The organism is Lacrimispora algidixylanolytica, from assembly GCF_003609635.1.
GTDB lineage: Bacteria > Bacillota > Clostridia > Lachnospirales > Lachnospiraceae > Lacrimispora > Lacrimispora algidixylanolytica.
Genome location: NZ_MCIA01000015.1, coordinates 1 through 22413, shown reverse-complemented (window position 1 = coordinate 22413; position 22413 = coordinate 1). Strand labels below are relative to the sequence as shown.

The 22413-nt window shown below is 38.2% G+C and carries 17 protein-coding genes, 2 pseudogenes and 1 other annotated feature; of the genes and pseudogenes, 1 reads left to right on the top strand and 18 read right to left on the bottom strand.

Annotated elements, in window-relative coordinates:
* Positions 1–278 precede the first annotated feature (278 nt).
* From BET01_RS10405 to BET01_RS10350, 13 genes and pseudogenes are all read right to left on the bottom strand, one after another.
* Entirely contained in the window at positions 279–842 is a 564-nt protein-coding gene (locus BET01_RS10405) for a flavodoxin family protein (protein WP_120196737.1), read from the bottom strand.
* 237 nt (positions 843–1079) lie between these two features.
* Positions 1080–2720 carry a CocE/NonD family hydrolase gene (locus BET01_RS10400; protein ID WP_120196736.1) on the bottom strand — a complete coding sequence of 547 codons (1641 nt, stop codon included), beginning with the start codon at positions 2718–2720 and terminating at the stop codon, positions 1080–1082.
* 383 nt (positions 2721–3103) lie between these two features.
* Complete coding sequence (locus BET01_RS10395) at positions 3104–3694, bottom strand: TetR/AcrR family transcriptional regulator (RefSeq protein WP_120196735.1); 591 nt, start codon at positions 3692–3694, stop codon at positions 3104–3106.
* Positions 3695–3865: 171 nt separating this feature from the next.
* Positions 3866–4657, bottom strand: coding sequence for an EFR1 family ferrodoxin (locus tag BET01_RS10390; protein WP_120196734.1), 792 nt, complete (start codon positions 4655–4657; stop codon positions 3866–3868).
* 6 nt (positions 4658–4663) lie between these two features.
* On the bottom strand, positions 4664–5299 hold the full coding sequence (locus BET01_RS10385; RefSeq protein WP_120196733.1) for a TetR/AcrR family transcriptional regulator: 636 nt from the start codon (positions 5297–5299) through the stop codon (positions 4664–4666).
* A gap of 514 nt (positions 5300–5813) precedes the next feature.
* Positions 5814–6088: a binding site (T-box leader), on the bottom strand.
* 307 nt (positions 6089–6395) lie between these two features.
* Positions 6396–7679 carry a carbohydrate-binding protein gene (locus tag BET01_RS10380; protein WP_330512730.1) on the bottom strand — a complete coding sequence of 428 codons (1284 nt, stop codon included), beginning with the start codon at positions 7677–7679 and terminating at the stop codon, positions 6396–6398.
* Positions 7680–7973: 294 nt separating this feature from the next.
* A complete protein-coding gene (locus tag BET01_RS22530) occupies positions 7974–8087 on the bottom strand; it encodes a hypothetical protein (protein WP_243117188.1) in 114 nt (37 codons plus the stop codon).
* Between the two features lie 5 nt (positions 8088–8092).
* Positions 8093–9898: a glycoside hydrolase family 43 protein gene (locus BET01_RS10375; protein WP_120196732.1), complete on the bottom strand. Its 1806-nt coding sequence runs from the start codon at positions 9896–9898 to the stop codon at positions 8093–8095.
* Positions 9899–10027: 129 nt separating this feature from the next.
* The gene (locus BET01_RS10370) at positions 10028–11041 is read right to left on the bottom strand and encodes an alpha/beta hydrolase (RefSeq protein ID WP_243117184.1); all 1014 of its coding nucleotides are present in this window, start codon (positions 11039–11041) and stop codon (positions 10028–10030) included.
* A 178-nt stretch (positions 11042–11219) separates the two neighbouring features.
* Entirely contained in the window at positions 11220–13907 is a 2688-nt protein-coding gene (locus BET01_RS10365; RefSeq protein ID WP_120196731.1) for a carbohydrate-binding protein, read from the bottom strand.
* Positions 13908–14020: 113 nt separating this feature from the next.
* A complete protein-coding gene (locus tag BET01_RS10360; RefSeq protein WP_120196730.1) occupies positions 14021–16117 on the bottom strand; it encodes a sialate O-acetylesterase in 2097 nt (698 codons plus the stop codon).
* A 242-nt stretch (positions 16118–16359) separates the two neighbouring features.
* Positions 16360–16512: a dockerin type I domain-containing protein gene (locus BET01_RS22525; RefSeq protein ID WP_243117187.1), complete on the bottom strand. Its 153-nt coding sequence runs from the start codon at positions 16510–16512 to the stop codon at positions 16360–16362.
* A pseudogene (locus BET01_RS10350) lies at positions 16499–16759 on the bottom strand (hypothetical protein); the annotation flags it as partial. The pseudogene BET01_RS10350 and the gene BET01_RS22525, both read right to left, overlap by 14 nt.
* 478 nt (positions 16760–17237) lie before the next feature.
* Here BET01_RS10350 and BET01_RS10345 point away from each other — a divergent pair.
* Entirely contained in the window at positions 17238–17441 is a 204-nt protein-coding gene (locus tag BET01_RS10345) for a helix-turn-helix transcriptional regulator (RefSeq protein WP_120196727.1), read from the top strand.
* Between the two features lie 649 nt (positions 17442–18090).
* Here the strand turns inward: BET01_RS10345 and BET01_RS22320 are convergent.
* The 5 genes and pseudogenes from BET01_RS22320 to BET01_RS21580 form a co-directional block, all read right to left on the bottom strand.
* Positions 18091–18222, bottom strand: a pseudogene (locus tag BET01_RS22320) (IS3 family transposase); the annotation flags it as partial.
* An 87-nt stretch (positions 18223–18309) separates the two neighbouring features.
* The gene (locus tag BET01_RS10330; protein WP_158585031.1) at positions 18310–19038 is read right to left on the bottom strand and encodes a LytR/AlgR family response regulator transcription factor; all 729 of its coding nucleotides are present in this window, start codon (positions 19036–19038) and stop codon (positions 18310–18312) included.
* Positions 19039–19090: 52 nt separating this feature from the next.
* On the bottom strand, positions 19091–20323 hold the full coding sequence (locus BET01_RS10325; protein ID WP_158585030.1) for an MFS transporter: 1233 nt from the start codon (positions 20321–20323) through the stop codon (positions 19091–19093).
* A 3-nt stretch (positions 20324–20326) separates the two neighbouring features.
* A complete protein-coding gene (locus tag BET01_RS10320; RefSeq protein ID WP_243117182.1) occupies positions 20327–21103 on the bottom strand; it encodes a DUF2087 domain-containing protein in 777 nt (258 codons plus the stop codon).
* Positions 21104–21621: 518 nt separating this feature from the next.
* Positions 21622–22413, bottom strand: a 792-nt coding sequence (locus BET01_RS21580) for a hypothetical protein (protein WP_158585029.1), incomplete at its 5' end; no start/stop codon positions are given.

The following is a 22413-nucleotide window of genomic DNA, read 5'->3' as shown; positions in this document are numbered from 1 at the left end:
CCATGTATTTCTCCAGTTCTCTTGGTAGCAAATATCACCAGATAAATCAGTAGGAATCATTTTTATCCAAAACCCAAGAAATGGTGGTATTAATTTGAAGTTGCAAAATTGGTCCTAAACATCATAAGTAAGATTATTTTCCCAAAAAGACTTTGAACAAATCTAGATCAATCAGTTACAACTCTAATCTTATTTTTTTAGATTTCTACATATACAAAATAAACAAGATTAATGACTCTCATTATATAAAGCACCTTGGTTTTTTTATATATTTTTAATTATAAACTTTTCATGACTTTACTACACACACGATCAATCTTTCTAAGCACACTCTTGTTCTTCTCTGCTGCTTCTTTTTCATTTGCAAATCCAAGCCTAACAAGTCCAAAAACATCGAATCCAAAACTTTTTATAATACGCTTTATATTTCTACCTGCGCCGCGAAACATGATGGTAGGTGCACCTTGTGTCATTATAATCATGCACTTTTTACCCGGATGTCGTTTTGTATATCTTCCTGGTTCTCCTCCAATCATTGGGTACATACGGTTTATCATAAGTCTAAAATCACCTGATGCATCATACATATATACCGGACTACTAAAGATAACAAAATCACTTTCAATCATGTCCTGAAGCAAGTTGTTCATGTCATCTTTTCTTACGCACATTTCTTTTTTTCTGCAAGCAAAACATCCCAAACATGACTTAATATCCATATCTGAAAGATAATATCTCTTTAGCTCAGGATTTTTATCTGCAAAATTACTAATTGCACGTTCAACTAATGCTGCACCATTTCCATTTTTCCTTGCACTTCCATATATCGCTACAACCTTCATATCTATTTCCCTTCGTTTTTAATATTTTGAATATTCCCTTTTTAATTGATACATTTTGCTAAAAAATCATGTAATGCAATAGTTCCACAATATATAGAACTGAAAGGATTTAAGCTATTATTCAAGCTGCAGGATTGCTGCATTGCGTCCGGCCAACGCATCCAATTTTGATGCTATCGGTCTCATTTTTATAGCCCAACATCTTTGATTGAACTGTCCTCAGATTGTCCGGATGCCTCAGGAAACAACTGGAATTGTAAGAGTTGACTGATATTTTCCACCAGTATATATGACATGTTTTCCTTTATTGATTGTTTTCGTAGAAAGCTGACCAGGTAACTCCGGTGTTTGAGGATCATATCCGCTGATTCCAATTGTCAAGACCTGGCCCTTTTCAAATATCATACCCATTGGACAGAGTTCAATTTTTACTGGAACAATCTGGCCGGCTTCAAGAAAATGAGGTTTATCATCAGAGTTACGCATTGATACTCGCTGATGACCGTTTCCCCATTCATATTCAGCAGCGCCATTTACACAGTAAGGAGCACCGCTAACTTCTACAGGCAACGAAATTCCAGATGCTGAGGTTTTATTTGCCATAACAAATAAATCCATATCATTATTTCCTACACTCTCGACCCAAAGTGTTAATTCCATATTTTCTCCAATTTCGGTACGCTCATCAAATTTTACTGAAAATGAAATACTGCTTTCACTGTCATCAGACTGATAGGTTACCAGCGATTCTTCTTCAACAGGTGACCAGCTTAAGGAAAAATCATTTGCATTAAGATATGTGGTTTTTTGTATTGTACGAAATAATGGATATTCTTTTTCTGGACGATCAACAATGTCATCACCACCAGGATTCAATACTGATAACCTAACTTTAGGTGTTGTTTCCCAACCATTGTCAATCCCCTTGCAATAGTGGTCAAAAAATCTACACAATTCATCCTGATGAATATAAAAGTCATGCCATTCATGTGTATTGTGAATTCTCAGCCATTTCTCTTCCGATGCACATTCTATATAAGATTTTAACGTTCCTCTGGTATGGACTTTACTTGCATAGCTTGCGACTACATATGCAGGAACAGATATTTTTGAAAGGTCAGCAACCTTATCTTCCCAATACGAATTGTAGAGTGGGAAACGTTCTGTCATACTTGCTACATTTTCACCACTGTTTCTTCCTCGAAAACTGGAAAATACCATTCTACCAAACTCTGGGTTTGGTATACCGCCTAAGACAAAATAATCGTGATAAATATCAGAGGAGCCTTCCCATGGTGCAATGGCCGCTAGCGCCGATGGCTGCTGTTCAGCAATGAACCACTGGACCATGGAAAGATATGAATTACCGCAAAAGGCTACTTTTCCATTACACCAACTCTGCTCAACTACCCACTGAATGAAATCAACTCCATCTTTTCCCATCTGTCTTCCCCACTGGCAGAAATCCCCGTCAGAATTGCCAATTCCTCTTGTGTCAGGATTCAGTACAGCATAGCCCTTGTTAACCCAGTAAGCCGGATCGGGTCCTTCAAATTTTTGCAGACCGGAAAGAGCGATGCCTTCCACAGGCATACCGTGGAATTCCTTACCATATGGGCTCCATGCAATAACAGCGGGTACTTTCTGACTATTATCGGGTCTGAATACATCCGTAAAAATTTTAGTGCCATCACATAAAGTCGCTGCTACATCTTTTTCTTCGATGATATTGCAAGGCAGTGTTAAAGCTTTATCGTTAAGTTTTGTACCAGCCTTCCATGTGTTCTTTCTGTAGACCGCTTCCTCTACAGGAGGTAATTTGTCATAAATTACAGGTATATCGTTTCCATTTGAATCTTTAAATATTTTCTGATTCATAATTTATCCTCCATCGGATTATTGAAATTCGAACTTTGTAATCTCATCAAAACAAACCTTTGCACCTGCTATTGTGTTATCAATAATATCAATTACTGCTTCTTCTCAATTGATAAGTGGCACTATTTGTCCAGCTATAACTGCTCCATGTTCCATATCTTCCTCAGACATTACTCTCATAAAAAAACTTTCAGCAACTGGGCAGAGTGTTTCTGACGCTACAGCTTTACCATGCCATTAATCCCTGTATATTCGGCTTTTCAATTCCTGATACGTCGCAAGCTCTGTTTCCCATTTGTAATATCCTCCTTTGGTATTGATTTCTATTATTTTAACAAGCATAAAAATAACCCAAAAGACAGAATCATAAAATGTGTCGACCATTAAGATTTCTTGTTTTCCAGTAAAGAAAGCAAACCTTTCTCATGACAATCTTTGATTACTCCATGTACGTAACCAATCGTGAAATCTTGATAATTATAGATCCACCATTTTACTGTTGCCATCACATTTGCTGCGTATAGATTTGCAAAAAAGTCTGCTTGACCGCCATTTTTCATTTGAATATTCTCTTTTTCCAAAAACTGATAAACTGTGGAAGCCACAGATTTCTCCATGATTTTATAAGGATTAAACGTTTCCTCCTGAATATTCCATAATGCTTTTATTACTTTCTCATGTTTGCTTAAGTTTTCGAAAGCCTTCTGACAACTCTTTACTTCCTGCTCTTTTGCATTTTTATCTAATGCATCCATAAAAACCTCAATAAATTCATCTAAAAAAGTATCGCAGATATCATAAATCAATTCTTCCTTTGAACTATAAAACAGATAGAAAGTGGTCCGATTTAAACCTGCTTCTTTTGCTATTCCTGCAACTAAAATTTTTTCATACTCCTGTTTTTTCAATAGTCGGATCATCGACTGATGTAGTTTCTGTACTGTTACAATTGATGACTTTAATTTTCGTTCCATGACTATTTCCTCCTATGTTACTACCATACCTATATTTCATAGCCGCCTTATTGCTTCACTGGCACCAGCGTTGCCATTCGTTCTTAGATGAAGGTTTCTGGCTTATGGACTAGAAGGATCCCCCCTTCATCTCTTAAAGGAAACTTAACGATTATAGGTTATATATTTCTTTCATTCCATACCTTGGCAACTTCTAATGATATCCTCGACTTTAACATTGGGATTGCGATATCTTGTACGTCCGATTGTATTTCTGCCATACTCAATAGCTTCACAAGGACACCAGTGAATACAAGCAAGGCATTGTTCGCAAGTATGCTGCCAGCATGGATGATGATTTTCAATTTTAATATTATTCACAGGACATATTTTAGCACACAAGCCGCAGCCTACACACTTGTCGGTAGCTATAAATTTTTCATCCAATTTATGCGTATTTTTATATAAGAAATGGTGATTGATTCGTTCACTCCATAGTTTTACTTTTTGTTTGGCAGGCCGCAACTCACAGTTAAGAATCGCTTTTGCAATTTTCTTTGTCCTGATAGAAGCATCTGTGATCAGCCTTTTGACTTGGGTCGGCTTAGGGGAATTATGTGAAACAATATAATTTCCCGGCATTTTAATCTCATCTGCGAAAGATAAGCGAACACCTTTAGACATAAGAATATCATCAATCATTCCTAATGGATTTGATCGTGTGCCTCCAGAATTAGCAATCGCAAAGCAATAAGTGTTAGGGGATATGGTAAGCCCTTCAACGAAGCGCTTAACTAATCTTGGCAAACCATAGAAATAAACGGGAAATATAAAACCAATGGATTCACCTAGGCCGCCCAAAGGTTTATTGGGTATGTAAGCTGCCATTGACTGAATTACACAGTTTTCTAATTCTTCTGCTATATTACGGGCAATTTGCAGAGAATTCCCCGTGGCGGAAAAGTAAAAAATCTTAATCCTCATACAAATCTACTCCTTACTTGGTTTATAGAAAATTTTCCTAAGTTCCACAAAGTATTCATCAAGTCTTGGAGTGATAAGGCCATCGTCTAAAGGGGAAGTTTCTGAATTTCGGATATCGTCTAAAATTTGATTCGTAAAACCAATGTTAGACCAAAAAATAAACTGCTTGCACATTTCAATATTCAGGCCGTTCCTAAATTTAGTTTCATCTAACCCATCAAATATATGATTATAGCATGATGATTGCTTGTTGTTGGTTCTTTCTTCAAGTTCTTTATTTATCTCATTAGAATTAGTTGCAATAGAGAGTTTATTAAACTCAAAAACCCAAGGATATTTTTTTATCAATTCAAATTGAAGAAGATATGACTGATGCAACCTATCAAAAATATCTTTTTCGCCCAAATTCATCAATTCGAAATATTCTTTGTCCATGAGTTCAGTAAAAAAGTCGTATACAAACAGAAAAAGATCTTTCTTACTATTTACATAATGAAACATTAGGGCTTTGGAAATTTCAGCTTCCTTTGCAATTACATTGGTCGAAGCGCTATCGAATCCCTTCAATGCAAACTCTTTTAATGCGGCATTCAAAATAGCGTCACGTCTTTGAGGTTCTAAATCTAGTAATTTTATAGGCATATGTGACACTCCTTCATATTATCTATTCTATATTGACCTAATGGGTCAATATCAGTATACTTCCATTTACCTAATAGGTCAATAGATGAAGTCAAATCCTAAATCTGTATTTTTTACTCACTTTCTAACCAGCAAACATCTTCGGCAGTCTGGCAGTCATGAAAAACCATAGTTCCCTTTTGCAGTGGTACAGGCTGTGTATCTTTTCCTATCGGCTGCTTCTCTTTGGCAATTATTTTATCACCTTATTATTGTGTTTTGCTTAGAAGCCATCTATGTCATCCATGGAAGAGCAAAAAAAAGGCAAAAAATTGCATTTTTTAGCCTCGTTTTTTGCTTATTTTCCGCCCAAAAGCCACAATACTGTGATGTTCATCCTATTTATTCTCGTTATCACAATACGGCATCATTATTACTACTTAACATGTGTAGACGCTGTAATTCAAATAACCATCTAACCCACTGAGTCCTTGGCGTCAGCAATAAAAAAAGCCTCACATCTCCGGCAATCTGCCAAGGAGACGAAAGACTTAATCTTACGCGGTACCACTCCGATTCATAATACCTAAGTATTATGCACTTATTCAGATACGGGCACTAATGCCATATATCATTCCCATATAACGGTGGTCTTCCGTTCTTAGCTACTCTCTAATTTATTATATAATAAATTTCAATTTGACTAAGACTGCTCAAAGGTGAGTTCCCTGTATTCTTTCTATTGCTTCGCATCAACCTGCAACTTTCTAATACCAGTTTACAGATACTAATCCTTTTCTCAGCATTTTCAATATTTATTTTTATACTATCAGATGTACGTTAAATTGTCCAGTGAGACATATGTCTTTATGAGTTGATGTTTTGTGTGTTTATTCATTTGTTGATTTTTCAAAATGTTAATTATCAAACATGTCATCAGCGGGTCATTTAGTTATACCGATTGACCATTCTTGATTCGAATGGCCAATCGAACAAACGATGTCAAATCGCCGGTAGTTTATACCGCACTTTGTCCAGGGAACGTCGTTATAATACCGAGTAAATATTGTTTGAGCAGTGAAAAATCGAGTGCGTCAACGGTACCACCCAAGCTTCCTTAATTACTTCCTGTAGCAAATTTGAACCAGTTCAGGTTGAATAAGTATCCGCTTCCTCCCGTAAATTTCAGATATAAGTCATGCTTTCCGCTCACCCCACTAACATTGCACGTTGCAGCCGCCCAAGTCTGCCAACCCCCGGTCCCGGCAACCGGACAAGTCCCTATCAAAGTTCCGGTAAGACTATCCAGCCTGATCTCAATATTCCCTCCGCTAGTGGCACTGGCGACTCTGGCCTGAAAGCTTGCAGAACCACTGCCGAAATCAATATTGCTGTAAACTGCATAATCCCCGTTTTCGATATATCCGACACTCTCCCCACCTTCAGTACAGCTTTCGGTTTGAACTCCCGATTGGTTATTGTAACTCTCCGATTCGATCTGTGTAAAGGCCGATCTTGGGTCAGGAGTTGGCAGAGCACCCCCGGAATCTAATCCGGCACCGTCAAACGGAATGACGATAACCTTACTGCCATGACTGTCGTTGCCCAAGTCTTTGTCTTTTGCAACGTCTATCGCCGCGAGTGTCATCGCAACCACATGGCCATTCTCCATATACACATTGGGACGTTCTAATTTATTCCAATGATTGACCGTGCCATTTGAATAGCGGATAAAATTCGCTGTCGGGTCATAGGCGTATCCCGGTTCTAATTTCCAGTTGCTGATACCATCTTTTGAAGTGATATGATACGCCTTACGTGTGTCCCACTTATTGACAATAATATGATAAAGGCCACCACTATACCACATAACCGGATCTTCCATGTTGCCTGTCGGACAACCGGGAGTCTTCGCATAAATATTGGTTCCTTGAATGGTGTAAGGTCCAAGGACATTATCAGCAATACCAATTACCCCATCTCTTTCAATCAACCCATAACGTCCATCCGGACGAAGCATAATGTAAACATTCGACGCTGTATAATTGGATGAGTAAGCATTTGAAGTAATCGATACACTACCCAGCTTTGACCATGGCCCATCCAGGGAATTGGAGACAAAAATGTCCGCCGGCCGCCTGGTTTCACTCACGAGGATAGCAAACCGCCCGTCTTTCAGTTGCAACGGAACCACGTTGTGACCTTTACCGCCCTGATCGTTCGGCCAGCACATACCCTTGTCCGTATAAGGTCCATACAGATTGGAGCTCGTCGCATGAACAGCCACAGAGCCAAACCACCCGTTGTGACCGGCAGATTGATTCCACCGGCTGGCAAACATATGATACGTGCCATCCGGCCCCTTGATGATTCCTCCATCCCAATAAGCATACTTCGACATGGTCCTGTCTTCCAAACCGTTCGATTGATCACGAGGGCCCACTGCCGCGGCACCCCAACAGGACGACGATAGGGAATCTATTATCGGCGTCGCTTTAAAATAATCAATGTATGATGAAGCAGCATGTACTACCTTGAAAGATACCAGTGATAAAACTAATCCAATAATAAATATCGAAACTTTTTTCATAATCCACAATTTCCTCCTTATTTGAATTTAACGGTATTGTTGTAAACAACTTTAGAGCGCACGTCTTTAAGGCGAACAAGGTAATTTCGTAATAGTACCCAGCAGCTATTTCTTGAAAACGGCAAAATCAGGTGCATCAATTGTACCGTCAAGATTCAGGTCCCCGGCCGCAAGGTCATTTTGTACCGGGAAATCCGTAATAGACCCGAGAAGGTACATTTTCATCAAGGCATAGTCTGTTCATCGACACTCACATCTTCCTTGAGTTCTCCGGCGGTTACACTTCCACCGGTAAACTTGAACCAGTTAAGGTTGAATATGTATCCGCTTCCTCCCGTAAATTTCAGGTATAAGTCATGTTTTCCGCTTACTCCGTTGACACTACACATTGCATCAGCCCAAGTCTGCCAACCTCCGGTTCCGGCAACCGGACAAGTCCCTACTAAAGGACCGGTAAGACTATCAAGCCTGATCTCAATATTACCTCCGCTGGAGGAACTGGCTACCCTAGCCTTAAAGCTTTCTGCACCATTGCCGAAATCAATATTGTTGTAAACTACATAATCCCCGTTTTCGATATACGAGGCACTCTCCCCTCCTTCACTGCAACTTTCGGTTTGAATTCCAGACTGGGTGTTGTAGCTTTCCGCTTCTATCTGTGAAAAAGCCGATGTCTGGCCAGAAGGTGGAGTTTCACCTGTACGGGTGAACTTCCACCAGTTGAAGTTAAATAGAGAACCGCTTCCGCCGGTAAATTTCAGGTATAGATCATGTACTCCTGTTGCGCCGCTTACATTACAGGACTTAGTTGTCCAGGTCTGCCAACCTCCGGTACTTGGAACAGCACAAGTTCCCACCAGTTTCCCTGTCTCGCTGTCAAGACGGATTTCAATATTCCCGCCATTAGTTGCCGAAGCTACTCTTGCGTCAAAAGATGCCGCACCGGAACCAAAATCTACACCTTTTACTTTTATCCAGTCCCCGTTTTCGATATTACTTACATTCATTCCGCCTTCACTGCATTTTTCTGTCTCAACACCGGATTCCCAGCAAATTGTTTCAGCTTCTGTTTTGACATATGGGTCTAGATTACTAAGCTGGTTCGGACCATTTTTGGTAATTGGAATACTGGGAATTGTGCCATCTGCATTGTATTTGAATTGTTCTAAGCCAACAGAACGATGGTAGCTTCCGCCTCCCGGTAAAGCACCGGTATGGTAAAAGAGGTAGGAATTCCCCTTATAATCGGTTACTCCCGGATGGTTTGTATAGCTGTTTTGCGACCCCATAATTGTTCCCTTAGAGGTCCATGGCCCGGTAGGACTGTTGCTAGTAGCATAGGAGATATTTTCGGATCCTCCAGTCATACCTGCGTATACCATGTAATATAAATTATTACGCTTGTAGAACCACGGGCCTTCAATAAAATTCGCTGGTTTCGGAGATACTTGAACAATACCGCCTGAATATGAAATCATATCTTGATTTAATTTCACATAATAGAGGTTACCATTCCCCCAGTAGAGATACGCCTGTCCGTTGTCGTCAATGAATACGGTAGGGTCAATATCCTGCGCCCCGTGATTGGTGATTAAAGGTTTCCCGATAGGATCCGTGAACGGCCCGGTCGGGCTGTCTGATACCGCTACACCAATTACCCTTGCGCCCCCAGCGTTTTTGCGGGTCATTGGACCGTAAAAATAAAACTTCCCGTTCCTATTAATAACCTGGCCTGCCCATGCATCGCCTTGCGCCCAACTGAATGTATTGTAAGACAACGGTGATCCATGATCCGTCCAGTTTTGCATGTCGGTGGATGAATAGCATTTCCAGTCATTCATGGTATAAAAATTATTGACGATGGTGTCCTCGTCATGACTGGTATACAAATAGCAAGTCCCGTTATAGACCATCGGTGCAGGATCCGCAGTATAGTTCGTTTGTACGATTGGATTGTCTGCATAACATTCTGTTGAAAGAAATAGGGAAATAGCCAACAGAGAAACTACAACTTTACATACTTTTTTCATAGATTTACCCCCAATCAATATGATAATTTCGTAATAGTACCCAGCGGTTACACCTTTGCTGGCGGCGCAGGCTTCTATAGCCTAGAAGCCTGCCGCACCACCGCTCAAATCGTTATTGTTGTAGATTGCTTAATCCCCATTCTCCATATCCCCGATATTCTGTTCGCCCTCGTTACAAGTTTCGGTTTGGGTTTCGGTTTGGGTCTCGGTTTGGGTCTCGGCTTGGATTCCAGACTGGTTGTCATAACTCTCTTCTTCGATCTGTGTAAATGCCGATCTTGGAGTGCCATAATCCGTAAATCCTTTCGCGCTCGCCATTTGTGCAAAATTCCACAGACTTGGTTTCCAAACAGTCCAATCGTGACCTCTTCCTGGAATTTGATAATAGGTGCAAGGGATACTATTGTTCTTACAAAAATTAGCTATGCCGTTACTGTAAGATAAATTATCATTGGTTCCAATGCAAAGGAACAATAGCTTCATCTGCTGACGGGTAGCTGCAGGATCGGGAAACAACTTGCTGGTCGGATAGGCAACAGGTCCGCCGCCTGAAAAACCTCCAACATAGGCGAATTTGTTCATATTTGTACACCCAATATTATATGCTTGTGGACCACCATACGAAAGACCGGCAATTGCTCTATGAAGGCGGTCAGTATAAACGGAATAGTGTGAATCGATGTATGGTATAAGACTGTTGAGTATATCATCCGGAAGCTTATCATCAGATATTGACGATGTATTAGCATTTGGTGTTACAATGATAAATGGCTGAGTATTGCCATTAGCAATAAGGTTGTCCATAATGACGTTGGCTGCACCTCCGCCTGTAAACCAATCACCTTCACTCCCGCCGTAACCGTGCAATAAATACAGAACGCTGTATTTTTTGCTTGTTGAATATCCTGGTGGCAAGTAAATTCTCGCCTTCCTCTGGCCTTTTGTTGCTGATGATTGATAAGTAATATTGTTGATCTGCCCGTGCGGAATGTTGTTCTTAGCTTGGTCATATCCTGTCGGCGGCATGGTTGGGAGCGCTTGCGCCGCCATTGAATTTAAAGGCATTGCTAAAAGTACTGCAAGAGTGAAAAAAGCCGGTACTATTTTTCTGCCAATTTCATTCATTAAGGGTTTTAGTCTCATATTTTATTTCTCCTTTCTTTTATATCGCCGTGTATCTCAAACAGGATACACGGCAGTATGATTAGAGTACACTATCTTTAAAGCGAATAAGATGATTTGGAAATAACACCGTCAAGATTTAAGTCCCCTGCTGCAACGTCATTTTGTACGGGGAAATCTTGAGATCTCTACCCACATATTAGGGAGTTGGCGCTTTAGTCGGTGTGGAAGTTGCACTTCCCCCGGTAAATTGGAACCAGTTTAGATTGAATAAGTAACCGCTCCCACCGGTAAATTTCAAGTATACGTTATGCTTCCCGCTTGCTCCACTGATACTACAGGTTCTGGTAGCCCACGTTTGCCAACCGCCAGTCCCGGTGATAGAACAAGTTCCTACTAAAGGACCAGTAAGACTGTCCAGCCTGATCTCAATATTCCCTCCACTGGCACCGCTGGCTACTCTGGCCTGGAAGCTTGCCGCTCCGGCGCCGAAATTGATATTATTGTATACGGCATAATCCCCATTTTCAATATACCCAATGTTCTGTCCTCCTTCGCTGCAGGTTTCCGATTGAATACCCGATTGGTTACTGAAACTCTCCGCTTCAATCTGTGAAGGCGTTCCGCTTACTCGGAGCAGTGCCGCCGATTCACCCAGCTTCATGCCTTGTGAATTTACTACACACAACCGGTACGTACCGGCAGCGACTGGGGCAGTAGTCGTTGTCGCAGTTCCTTCCGCTTTCGTCATCGTAGGTCCCTCGACAAAACTGGTTGTTCCAGCCGGGGCAAACCAAACCGTATTTGAAGAATTCCCGCTGCTCCTTATACTTATGCTAGTTCCGGCTTCAGCCGCACAACTTGCGGGGAACACATAATCCTGTGTTGAAAGCAAGTTTGCCGGGATAATATCCCTGTATGCTTCCTGGATTCCCGAATTCAAACAGGTGGTGTACTGTGTCAAAGGCCATACGTTATCCGGTACGACAACCGGGGGATCAATTTTACTGTTTGGAGGATTAACGCCCATTTTACTTACGGTGGCATAGGTCCGCAGTATGGTTAAATCGTGTTTTTCTCCAAAATCCTCACAGTTGATGGTATACTTTACCCCAGGATCAATATCCAGTACGTTGTCATTTTCATTGATATAGGCAGTTCCTTCATCGTTATGCAAACCATAGGTCGGACCAGAGGTTGCAGGAGGAATTCCCTTGACATAGTTCTGGTTAATGTTCGTGTCCGGCATCTGTCCGATGGTATAGATGGCTCCGCTGTCATGAAGTCTGGTTAAGGTATTAATAATCCGGTTATTGCTTACTGTGTTGTTTTTACAGGTAGTGGAGTCAGTGAAATTACGCCATCCCCATCCTAAATGAATTCCATTGTATGCTGTTGATTGAACATGGTTATTCGTTATTTTGAGGGTATCCACAAAGTAAGCCGTGATGGCGGCACATCCCCAAAATCCGTGAGACGTGCTTATGTTGTACAACATATTATTGTTAATGGTGTTATTCTTACAAATCCCTTCTACTCCGGGAGCATATTTTGCATGGTTTCCACCATCTCCGATATAAACATGCTGCGGATGCCCTACCGTGATGCCGCTGGATGTGATGTCCGTGATGTAGTTGCCGATAAGACTGGAATTTATAACATCGTTTACCATGGTAATTCCATCATTGCCGCTGTGCTTTACTATATTTCTTATAAAGTTGATGGAATCGCTGCTGCTTACGTTGACCATTCCCGGCAATGTATCAACAAGATCATACTTGGTGTTGTGCCAATTGTCGTTATAAAAAGCGGTAAATGCCTGTGCAGCCTGACATGTAGATTTACCGTGTGAGCCTGCAACATTCACAAGGCTGTAATCCGTATTTTCAAAAGTAATACCCTGAAAGGTGATATTTTTGACCCTGTTAGTCGTTGATGTTCCTGCGATGTCGATCAGCTTCTCTACAACAGGAGCCTCTACATCGGCAGTGGTCATATTCTCACCTGGACGGATATAGTAATAAAGCGTTTTGGCCGACTTGTCAAAATAAAATTGTCCAGGAGAATTTAGGAATTCGAAGGCATTATAAATCGTATGGGTACCGGAAGCACCAAAGGCTGCCCCCCACCCCGGAGTCTGTGCTATCGCCCCATAAGGCTGCTGCAAAAGAAGCACTCTATAACTGCCGGATGTAATGACATCCCTAGTACAAACTATATTCTCATTCCAGGTAGTACCGTTTACGATCTCAAGATCATCTTTGTTTCTGGAAATTGCCGGTATATCCGATGTATTATACTGAACCCCATCACTCTTACTGCCACTTGTCCATGCCCAACTAGCCTGTCCTGCAGTTACAGAATATGTCCCGTATCCTCCACGGGCTGTGACGGTTTTGCTGGTCATAGAAGCCCTCTGGTCATTCACATAAAGGTTTCTCAATTTGGTCGAACGATTGAGCGTAGCCTTATAAATATTGCCACTATGCTGAGTCCAACCTGTAACTTTTGTTGCACCGTTCAAGATAGGCGTTTCACCCGGGTATGCCTGGTAATAGATCCTGTATCCGTTTGTCCCTGAATCCTGTGGTCCGAAAGTAACGGTACTGGTAATGCTGTAGTTTCCGCCCCGCAAATAAATATAGATATCTCCGGTCATATTGCTGTTGATCATGCGTACAGCGTCGCGCGCCTTTGCGATTGTTTGGAAGGGTGCTGCAAGCGTTCCTGGGTTGGTGTCGCTTCCTGTCGGTGAAACATAATAGGTTGCCTGAGTCGCAGCGGATGTAGCTATCGGAAAGACAGTAAAAGTGAATATACTGCATAATACAGTTATCAAAGAGAGAATTAATAAAACACTTCTTTTGGAAGCCTTCTTTTTTAACATACCCGTTTCCTCCTTGTTTTTAAAACATACTTTTTAGCGTATAAGCTAACTTGGAAATTGTACCCAACAAGTACTTTTTAAAGACGGTAAAATCATAGGTTTTACATGCCAACTCACCAGCCGAGGGCTTGAATCATTTTTTCAGCATATCGCTTGCCCAGGGTAACTGATGAATCATGACTAAAATGGAGACGGTATTGTGTATCGCCAGGGTCTACTACCAGACCACTTGCAGAGACTACCGAGCAATTCGTAATCATGGAAGGCAGTTTGTTTACCAACGTATTGTGACCTGCACAAGGACCGCTGTAAAGCAGTTCACCAGGAATAAAAGGAACATTCCCCAGGTTCAGATCTTTTCTAAGGTCTTCCACCAGTGTTTTTACCTTGCCGGGCCAATTTGGGTCGCCGCTGTTGGATTCGCCCTGGTGAAAAATGATGCCTTCAATGACGCCTCCATTTTGCTGTGCAAGTTTTGCACGGTTGAGGATCCAATTATATTTGGTGCCTCCCGACTTCATAAATGTCTCGATCCTTTCACCGCTAATCGCGCAGGGTATCAGTCCGATCGTATCACCAGCCGGGACTTTCTTTATCATGGTCTTGCCAAACCAATCTCCAGGGCCGATAGCATTAAGCCAGGAAGCATGAAGAGGTGGAGATGCCACATCCCACTTATTGGCTACCCGTCCGAGTGCAGCATTATTATCATACCCCAATACCAACACGCGGGGATCTTCCACTTTATCAGAAGCTTGTGCCAAAGCATAACCTGCCATATTGGATTGACCTAATAACAGAAAACAGTGGAATTTAGCAGCATTTGGTGTTGGAGTTGTTGTCTGTACGAGTGTCATTGCAGGCGTAGAGGTGAGACTTTGTTCGTCTACACCTCCTAGGATTTCCATGCTGTATTGCGTCGTAAATTTAAACCAGTTAAGATTGAATAGGTATCCATTTCCGCCTGTAAATTTCAGATAAACGTCATGTTTTCCGCTTGCCCCGTTGGCACTGCTCTTTACATCGGTCCAAGTCTGCCAACCACCGGTTCCTGCAACCGGACAAGTCCCGATCAAAGTACCGGTAATACTATCCAGCCTGATCTCAATATTACCACCACTGGCGCCGCTGGCTACTCTGGCCTGGAAATTTGCGGCACCGTTGCCGAAATCGATATTGTTGTAAACAGCATAATCCCCATTCTCGATATACCCGATATTCTGTCCGCCCTCGTTACAAATTTCGGTTTGGATTCCAGACTGGTTGTCGAAACTCTCTGCTTCGATCTGTGTAAATGCCGATCTAGGGTCAGGGGTTGGTGTTGGGGTGGTCTGATCCGTAAATCCTGCTGCGCACGCCATCTGGGCAAAATTCCACAGACTTGGCTTCCACACACTCCAATCATGGCCCTTACCCGGGAGAAGCCATTCCGTATAGCGTATATTATTGGACTTGCAATAATCTCTTACCCTATTGTTATTGGATATAAGTCCATCTGAGGTTCCGCAGGAGAGAAATAGCAGTTTTGAATTTGCCTTAACCTTAGTCCCACCGTCAGGAAACAGCTGGTTAACCTGTTTGGTGATGGGCGAGGAGGAAAAGCCACCGGTATAGGGGAATTTATCCGCGTTCGGCAATCCGATATTCAGCGATTGGGCGCCACCCTGTGAAAGGCCGGCAATCGCCCGGTGTTGGGCGTCAGTATAAACGGAATAGTGTGATTCGATATAGGGTACAAGAGAATTCATCAAATCTTTCGTGAAATTCTCCCAGCCATCCCTTACTCCAGATCCCGTCGCATTTCCGTTTGGTAATACAAGGATAAAGGGTTGAATTTTACCGGCAGCGATGAGATTGTCAAGGATGACATTCGGTGCGCCGTTGTTGTACCACTCGTCTTCATTCCCGCCAATGCCATGCAATAAATACATGACGCTGTATTTGTTATTCGTTGAATACCCTGGTGGCAGGTAAATTCTCGCCCTCCGCTGGCTGTTTGTCGCCGTGGACTGATAAGTAATATAGCTGACCTGACCGTGTGGAATGTTGCTCTTGAATTGGTCATAGCCTGACGGCGGAGAGGTTGGGAGCGTTTCCGCCGCCACTGAACATACAGGTCTTGCGAGAAGTACAGCAAGAAGTAAAGCGAGTATGGAAAATGTTTGTCTCAATTTCCTGCTTATTTCTTTCTTTAAGGTTTTTGATTCCATTTTTACTTTTCCTTTCTTTTTTGGTTATTTAACAGAAAACCTACCTTTAGACTTAATTCATCGTTACGTCATCATTTTAACCTCCTTCATTTTTAGTAAGTACACTGCATTCGTATTGCTTATCTTTAAGTTTTCACGCCCCCCTTTCACTACCTTATTGTGTAATATAAAATAAACTTATCTTTAAACCGCCGATATCCCGAAGGACAGATGCACGGCAGCATGATTAGAGTATATGATCTTTAAGGAAAATAAGGTAATTTTGAAATAACACCCAGCAGGTACTTTTTTAAAACGGCAAAATCCAGTGCATCAATGTCACCGTTAAGATTCAGCTCCCCCGCTGCAAGTTCATTATGTACAGAAAAATCCTTAATTGACTCAAGAAGATACATTTTCATCAAGGTATAGTCTGTTGTATCTACACTCGCATTTCCATATTCTGTTTCGGATAACACCTACTGCCATGGTTCTTCCGGCAATGGCAACAGGTATCTCACCATCTAGTTGGAAATTCATTCTAAGAACTTCAAATCGATGAATTAATTCATTTACTGCTACTCGAAACCGCATTACATCCAATTTTCTATCAACGATCATAACTCTTGGCATATTATAATCAAGGCTGTCTTTATGCAGCTGATAAAACCTGTATAAACTCGCTTAATTGCACTAGAACCTTTTTGTCAACAATTATTATGATTTTTTAAGGAAACCTCTCAATTCCACTTACTATTAACCTTATTTGTGGAAATCCTGGTTTTGATAATTGATCAATGCACTCTTCTATCAATAATGGCGACACCTGTGGTATTAACACCGGCACTTCTATTAATTCCACATCTTTCTAAATAATTAAATTGTACTTTTTTTGCTCTACATCATGTTGTTAATTCATTATACGATATTTACCCAATATTTATATTACATGTAAGAAATGCGGCACAGCGCGCCATTTTTCGCTACTATTCACCCCATGATTTATATGCTATTTCATTAAAACATTATTTTTAAGAAAACTAATATCTACCAAAAAGCGGAAAGTATATTTGACATTTTACTTTTTAACGAGTATAAGAAAGTTATGGAAAGCAAACTTTACATCAGAAAGGAGGATCTATTGAGAAATCAGTTAGAAGAATTAAGAAAACAAAAAGATATTAGACAAGAAGAATTAGCTGCCGTTTTGGAAGTATCCCGACAGACAATAGGTTCTTTAGAAAACGGTCGTTACAATCCATCAATACTATTAGCTTTCAAAATCGCTCCATACTTTGAAATGAGTATTGAAGATCTATTTATTTATGAGGAAGAAACAAAATGAAAGAAAAGAAACCATTTATTTCGGACTTATCGTTGGTATTACCCTAATTGTAATAGGTCTCATCGTAAATACTCATTACTATTCTATTTTAATTTTGGCGATGGGATTTGATTTTGGATTTAGTTCAATTGTGCAACTAATCCGTATTTCTTATTATCAACTCCCTACCCATCAGTCCAAATATGAAAGCAAAAAAAGAAACCTATATTAACAGCGTTGATGAACGCAAGTATATGGCTCTCAGTATATTAATTTTGGATTTTAAGCTGGCTCTACTTCGTGTGGAAGCATAGGTAATAGGGAAGATATTTATACTTTTCATATTGCAGCGGGTAATAAACTCTATTGTTTATCACTACCTGGAAAGGCGTCAGTAATAATATATCTTTGAGTGTTTATTATTGTCCACCGAGCAATTTGACTTTGTTAGGTTAACCAAATAATACCAATAGAATAGAAAAATACATGTTAATAGACTTAAATGAATGCTTTTTTTTTGTATATAACTTTCATGTTAGGTTCTACAAGGCAAAATAGCATATTCCAGTAATCCTGACTTGAAAAAGTAAATTCCAGTGCAAGAGTAAATGGGGATGCAGACGTATTCTTGGACTTAACTTGCCAGTCCCAGACTACGTCTGCACTGCTATCAGCTCATTGCCCCGAGTGACATTTTGATACATTTCTCATTGTACCAACGTATATAGCAGTCTACTTCCTGGATAAAGTCATCAACAGATACACCTTCCCAGGAACGGCAATAGAACATTTCATTTTTGAGAATTCAGCTACTAAAGAAGCAAGTCAAAAAAACAATACTAACTATACTACGAATGTTATAGTAATGAAATTTACGATTCCCTACTTTTTAATAGTCATAATGATCTTCCTTTTTCTGCCCAATGATCCAATTTCCAACGTCTTTTCTATTGTGTTGACTAATAGGTAATACTTTCTTATTAGACATCTCTATATTTTCGTATTGATAAGACAATATGTATGTATAATTTATGATATAAGATTTATGTATTTGTAAAAAAGCTTGACAAGGAAGTCGCTTTATTACATCTGTAAGCTTACCATAAAATTCATAGACCCCATCTATTCCAAATATTTTTACTTTTTTCTTGTTACTTTCTAAATAAATTATTTCATTAAACGGTACTCTTATGTATATACGGCCAGTTTTAAATTCAAAACATGGATTTTCATTATCAATTAACATAATTGCTGTTTTTAACACCATTTCAATTTTTTCATTTCTCAATGGTTTTACTAGAAAATTCAACGGTCTAATATCAAATAATCTCATAGCATATCTCTCATTTACTGAGACGTAAACGATTTGTGTTACATTATCATTTCTCTCCTCTCTAATTCCTCGCCCTATTTCAATACCATTAATTGTATCAAATTCTATCCCTAGAAATATCAAATGATAAAATTTTTCATTCACAATGTACTTATATAATTCTTCACCTGAATAGAAAACATCTACCTCAAATTGCCTTCTCGTGCTATCTTGAAATACCATTATATTTTCTTCTAATTGAGTGCATATTACAGGATCATTATCACATATTGCAATATTTAACAAGTCACTCCCTCCCCCCAAACTCTATAAGTATATACGGTTCAATATATCAAAATCAAATAAGTATGAATTTATTGTTTCCTTTTCTTATTATCAAAAATATAATAAAAATAATGAACATATTATTTACGATATAAGTTACGTCGGGACCTATAATACTAGAAATAAATCCAGAATAAAGGATTCCAAGTGGTACAAATAAACTAGCACTAAAAGCCAGTAATGCAAAAAAACGGCCTTGGAATTTTAAGGGAGTATAAATCTGAAAATATGAATTTAACGGCACATTTACGCACGTAGTAAAAAAACCTATTAGAAGCTGTATTGTTAGAAACAAACAAAAATATACTGTTTTCATCGGATATAATAATATGGATAATGAACCAGTCATTATCATCAGTATGCTGTTTATGACAATGAAATAATACATATATTTTTGTAATTTAATCTTCTGGTTTTTAAAAATAAATATTCCAGCAATAATTGTTCCAATAATTGCTGTAGTTGAGGTGAAACCAAATAATAAATCAGATATTTCATATTTTTGTATTAGAATTCCTGGATTCATTATCTCTTCACTACCGCCTACAAAAAAATTCAAAGCCATTACTAATATAAAAAATTTTAAAATGTCTTTATTATTCCAAACAAAATGTATTCCTTGGATAAAATCATTAAACCAATTTAATTTCGCAGACATATCTAGTTCTATGGAATTATATTTTATTAAATATTCTAAAACGGCAGATATAAAATACAGAAACACCATAATCAATAAGATTATCTTAAATCCCCATAAACCATATAAAAGTGCTCCTATAACAGGTGCAATAATAGAGGCTGCATTATCACCGAAACTTTTTACACCATTATATCTTTCGATTGAGTCTATAGGTACAATCTCTGTAAATAATACTTTTGATGCTATCTCAAAAATATTATTTATTACATTTAGTAGAATAGTTACAAATAATAAGATCCATAAAAAGAAATCTTTATAATTATAGGCAATTAATAGTATAATATACAATATTACTGCTAATAAATCGCATATAACAATAATGTTTTTTTTATTAATTCTATCCACAATTATGCCTAAAAATGGAGTAACTATAATTGCGGGCAACGAAGATAACGTAAAAAAAATACCCGACCATGCTAGACTCCCTGAACTTTTTAGAATAAATAAAGGTAAAACAATAAGATAAAAAGCCACACCAAATTTCGAGGTTAACCTTCCCATAATTAATAAAACTATATTTTTTTTAAAGTTAATATCTTCTACCATCATTTACTCCTTAATCCAATATTCCGAACAAGAATCTGTTCGATCTAAAAAGCCATATTCAATTAGCAAACGACGAATGTATGGAAAATCAGTATGTATTTTTTTTAAAGTATTATTGATTTCAATTTCTTTATAATGTATTCCAGGTGTAAAATTGTTGGCAATTTCTCTTAATATTATAATCTTTGCCTTTTCTTTTGCAGGCATCTGTTTTATAATACCGTCTTGATCTAAGTATTTTTCTATGATTTTTTTCTTCTCTTCAACTGTAACATTATATCGATCATCAATCATTGTAGCGGTTTTATGTGCATCATAAAATTTAATTGTTGAATCTTCCAATTTCATAGATTTCTCCTTATTTTTGAATAATTCCATTGTTCCTAAAAACAATTTTGCTTGCTTTTCATATTCGTGCATTTTATACCTATGATTCCTTACTGTAGAACAGGATATGCCTTTTTCTTCACTAATTTCTTTATCAGACTTACCATCTGCCATTAATTTTAAAATAAACTGTTGAGCTGACGAAATCCCTAAAAATTTACAATTCAAACTCAAGAGATAATCTAACATCGAACCATGTTTATCTTTACTATGTATCTCTATCATTTTATATGCATCATAAAAATGATTCTCATATAAATATATTTCTCCTTTGATGTAGGTCTCTTTACATATTAAACAATATACACAATTACAATCTTCGTAAAAACCTTTTATTAACTCATCTTGTGTAGCTTCCCATAATGACTTTCTTTCTTCAAATTCTTTCATCATCTCTTAATACCCTTTCCATGAGTTCCTACTTCGCTTCATTTATATTTCAAAAACTAAGAAATATAAATTGATATAAATATTGCTCTTGCATTCAATTATATGCTTAAAATGTAAAAATGTCTACATATTTACAAACATAATCATATTACGTCTATGTATTTAGCAAGTGCTTATTTTATATAAACATTTCTTAAACAGATAACCGCATTTTTGAGTTTAATTATATTGACGATTGTTGAGATGTTTTACTTTCCTCTTCAGCTGTAAAAATCTAAATTCTTTCCACACAAAAAGAACTGTTGTCCAACTGATATATTATCCATTTTTACAACAGTTCTTTCTTTATAAAACAATAGTTAAGGCCAAGTACTCTTAGATGAAATCATTAAAATTTCAATTTGCATACTTCATTACATAATCTTGGTTATCCAAACTCTCAGCAATTATTTCATTTTCTACAAGTTCTTTAAGTTTTTCTAGTAACTGTTTGTCTATATTTTCACCTCCATTCATTATAATTATTCTAAAGGTATTAAGATCTTTGAATGTAGCATAATGGAAAAAAAATTCCTTAGATCTTTTCCTTCAAAACCTAAATTATTTCTTTTTAACTCAGATTTTAAATGTTGAAGAGAACACTTATTATTAAAAAGCTCCAATAACAAAAGAGATAATTTATTGATTTTACACATATCATAAGTAATTAAATTTAGCAAATATATAATCCCAGAATCATTTGCTTCTTTAACAACATATTGATCATTTAATATACAATCAGTACTTTCAAAGTTTAACAAGTATTTATCACTATGATCTTTATTATTGATATTTAAAAAGTCAAAGTATATCATCTTATTAATTTCATCTACCAATTCTCCTTGTGAATTACTTATTAATTCTTTTATAGAAATACCTTTCATTAATTTTTTTATTACATATTCGTATTTATTATCAAGATAAAATATTTGGTGATTCAAACTATTATATAAAACTAAATTCCTTTTTAATGATAAATCATGATTATCGATCATCTGGAAACTTACATTTTCATTTAAATATATAAATAAATCCTTATTCTTTTTCCTTAAATCATACATTAATTTCATTTTTGAATTTTCATAATGAGTTTTATTTACAGAATCAAGTATCCATTTTACCTCTGAAACATGAAGTCGTTCTGGCAAAATCATATATTGAGTAAATAATTTATCTGATTGATGTTCAAATTGGTGCTTACTTACTATTTTTTTACTTTCTTCAGTTGATAAACCTTCTAATATATCAAAAGTAACACTTGTAGATAAATCTCT

Coding starts and splice junctions, on each gene's coding strand:
- BET01_RS10375 (WP_120196732.1), bottom strand. CDS start 9,898: ATGAAAAAAGTATGTAAAGTTGTAGTTTCTCTGTTGGCTATTTCCCTA.
- BET01_RS22525 (WP_243117187.1), bottom strand. CDS start 16,512: ATGTATCTTCTTGAGTCAATTAAGGATTTTTCTGTACATAATGAACTT.
- BET01_RS10370 (WP_243117184.1), bottom strand. CDS start 11,041: ATGAGACTAAAACCCTTAATGAATGAAATTGGCAGAAAAATAGTACCG.
- BET01_RS10320 (WP_243117182.1), bottom strand. CDS start 21,103: ATGATGAAAGAATTTGAAGAAAGAAAGTCATTATGGGAAGCTACACAA.
- BET01_RS10385 (WP_120196733.1), bottom strand. CDS start 5,299: ATGCCTATAAAATTACTAGATTTAGAACCTCAAAGACGTGACGCTATT.
- BET01_RS10400 (WP_120196736.1), bottom strand. CDS start 2,720: ATGAATCAGAAAATATTTAAAGATTCAAATGGAAACGATATACCTGTA.
- BET01_RS22530 (WP_243117188.1), bottom strand. CDS start 8,087: ATGTACCTTCTCGGGTCTATTACGGATTTCCCGGTACAAAATGACCTT.
- BET01_RS10360 (WP_120196730.1), bottom strand. CDS start 16,117: ATGGAATCAAAAACCTTAAAGAAAGAAATAAGCAGGAAATTGAGACAA.
- BET01_RS10380 (WP_330512730.1), bottom strand. CDS start 7,679: ATGTCGAAGTATGCTTATTGGGATGGAGGAATCATCAAGGGGCCGGAT.
- BET01_RS10390 (WP_120196734.1), bottom strand. CDS start 4,657: ATGAGGATTAAGATTTTTTACTTTTCCGCCACGGGGAATTCTCTGCAA.
- BET01_RS10365 (WP_120196731.1), bottom strand. CDS start 13,907: ATGTTAAAAAAGAAGGCTTCCAAAAGAAGTGTTTTATTAATTCTCTCT.
- BET01_RS10405 (WP_120196737.1), bottom strand. CDS start 842: ATGAAGGTTGTAGCGATATATGGAAGTGCAAGGAAAAATGGAAATGGT.
- BET01_RS10395 (WP_120196735.1), bottom strand. CDS start 3,694: ATGGAACGAAAATTAAAGTCATCAATTGTAACAGTACAGAAACTACAT.
- BET01_RS10325 (WP_158585030.1), bottom strand. CDS start 20,323: ATGGTAGAAGATATTAACTTTAAAAAAAATATAGTTTTATTAATTATG.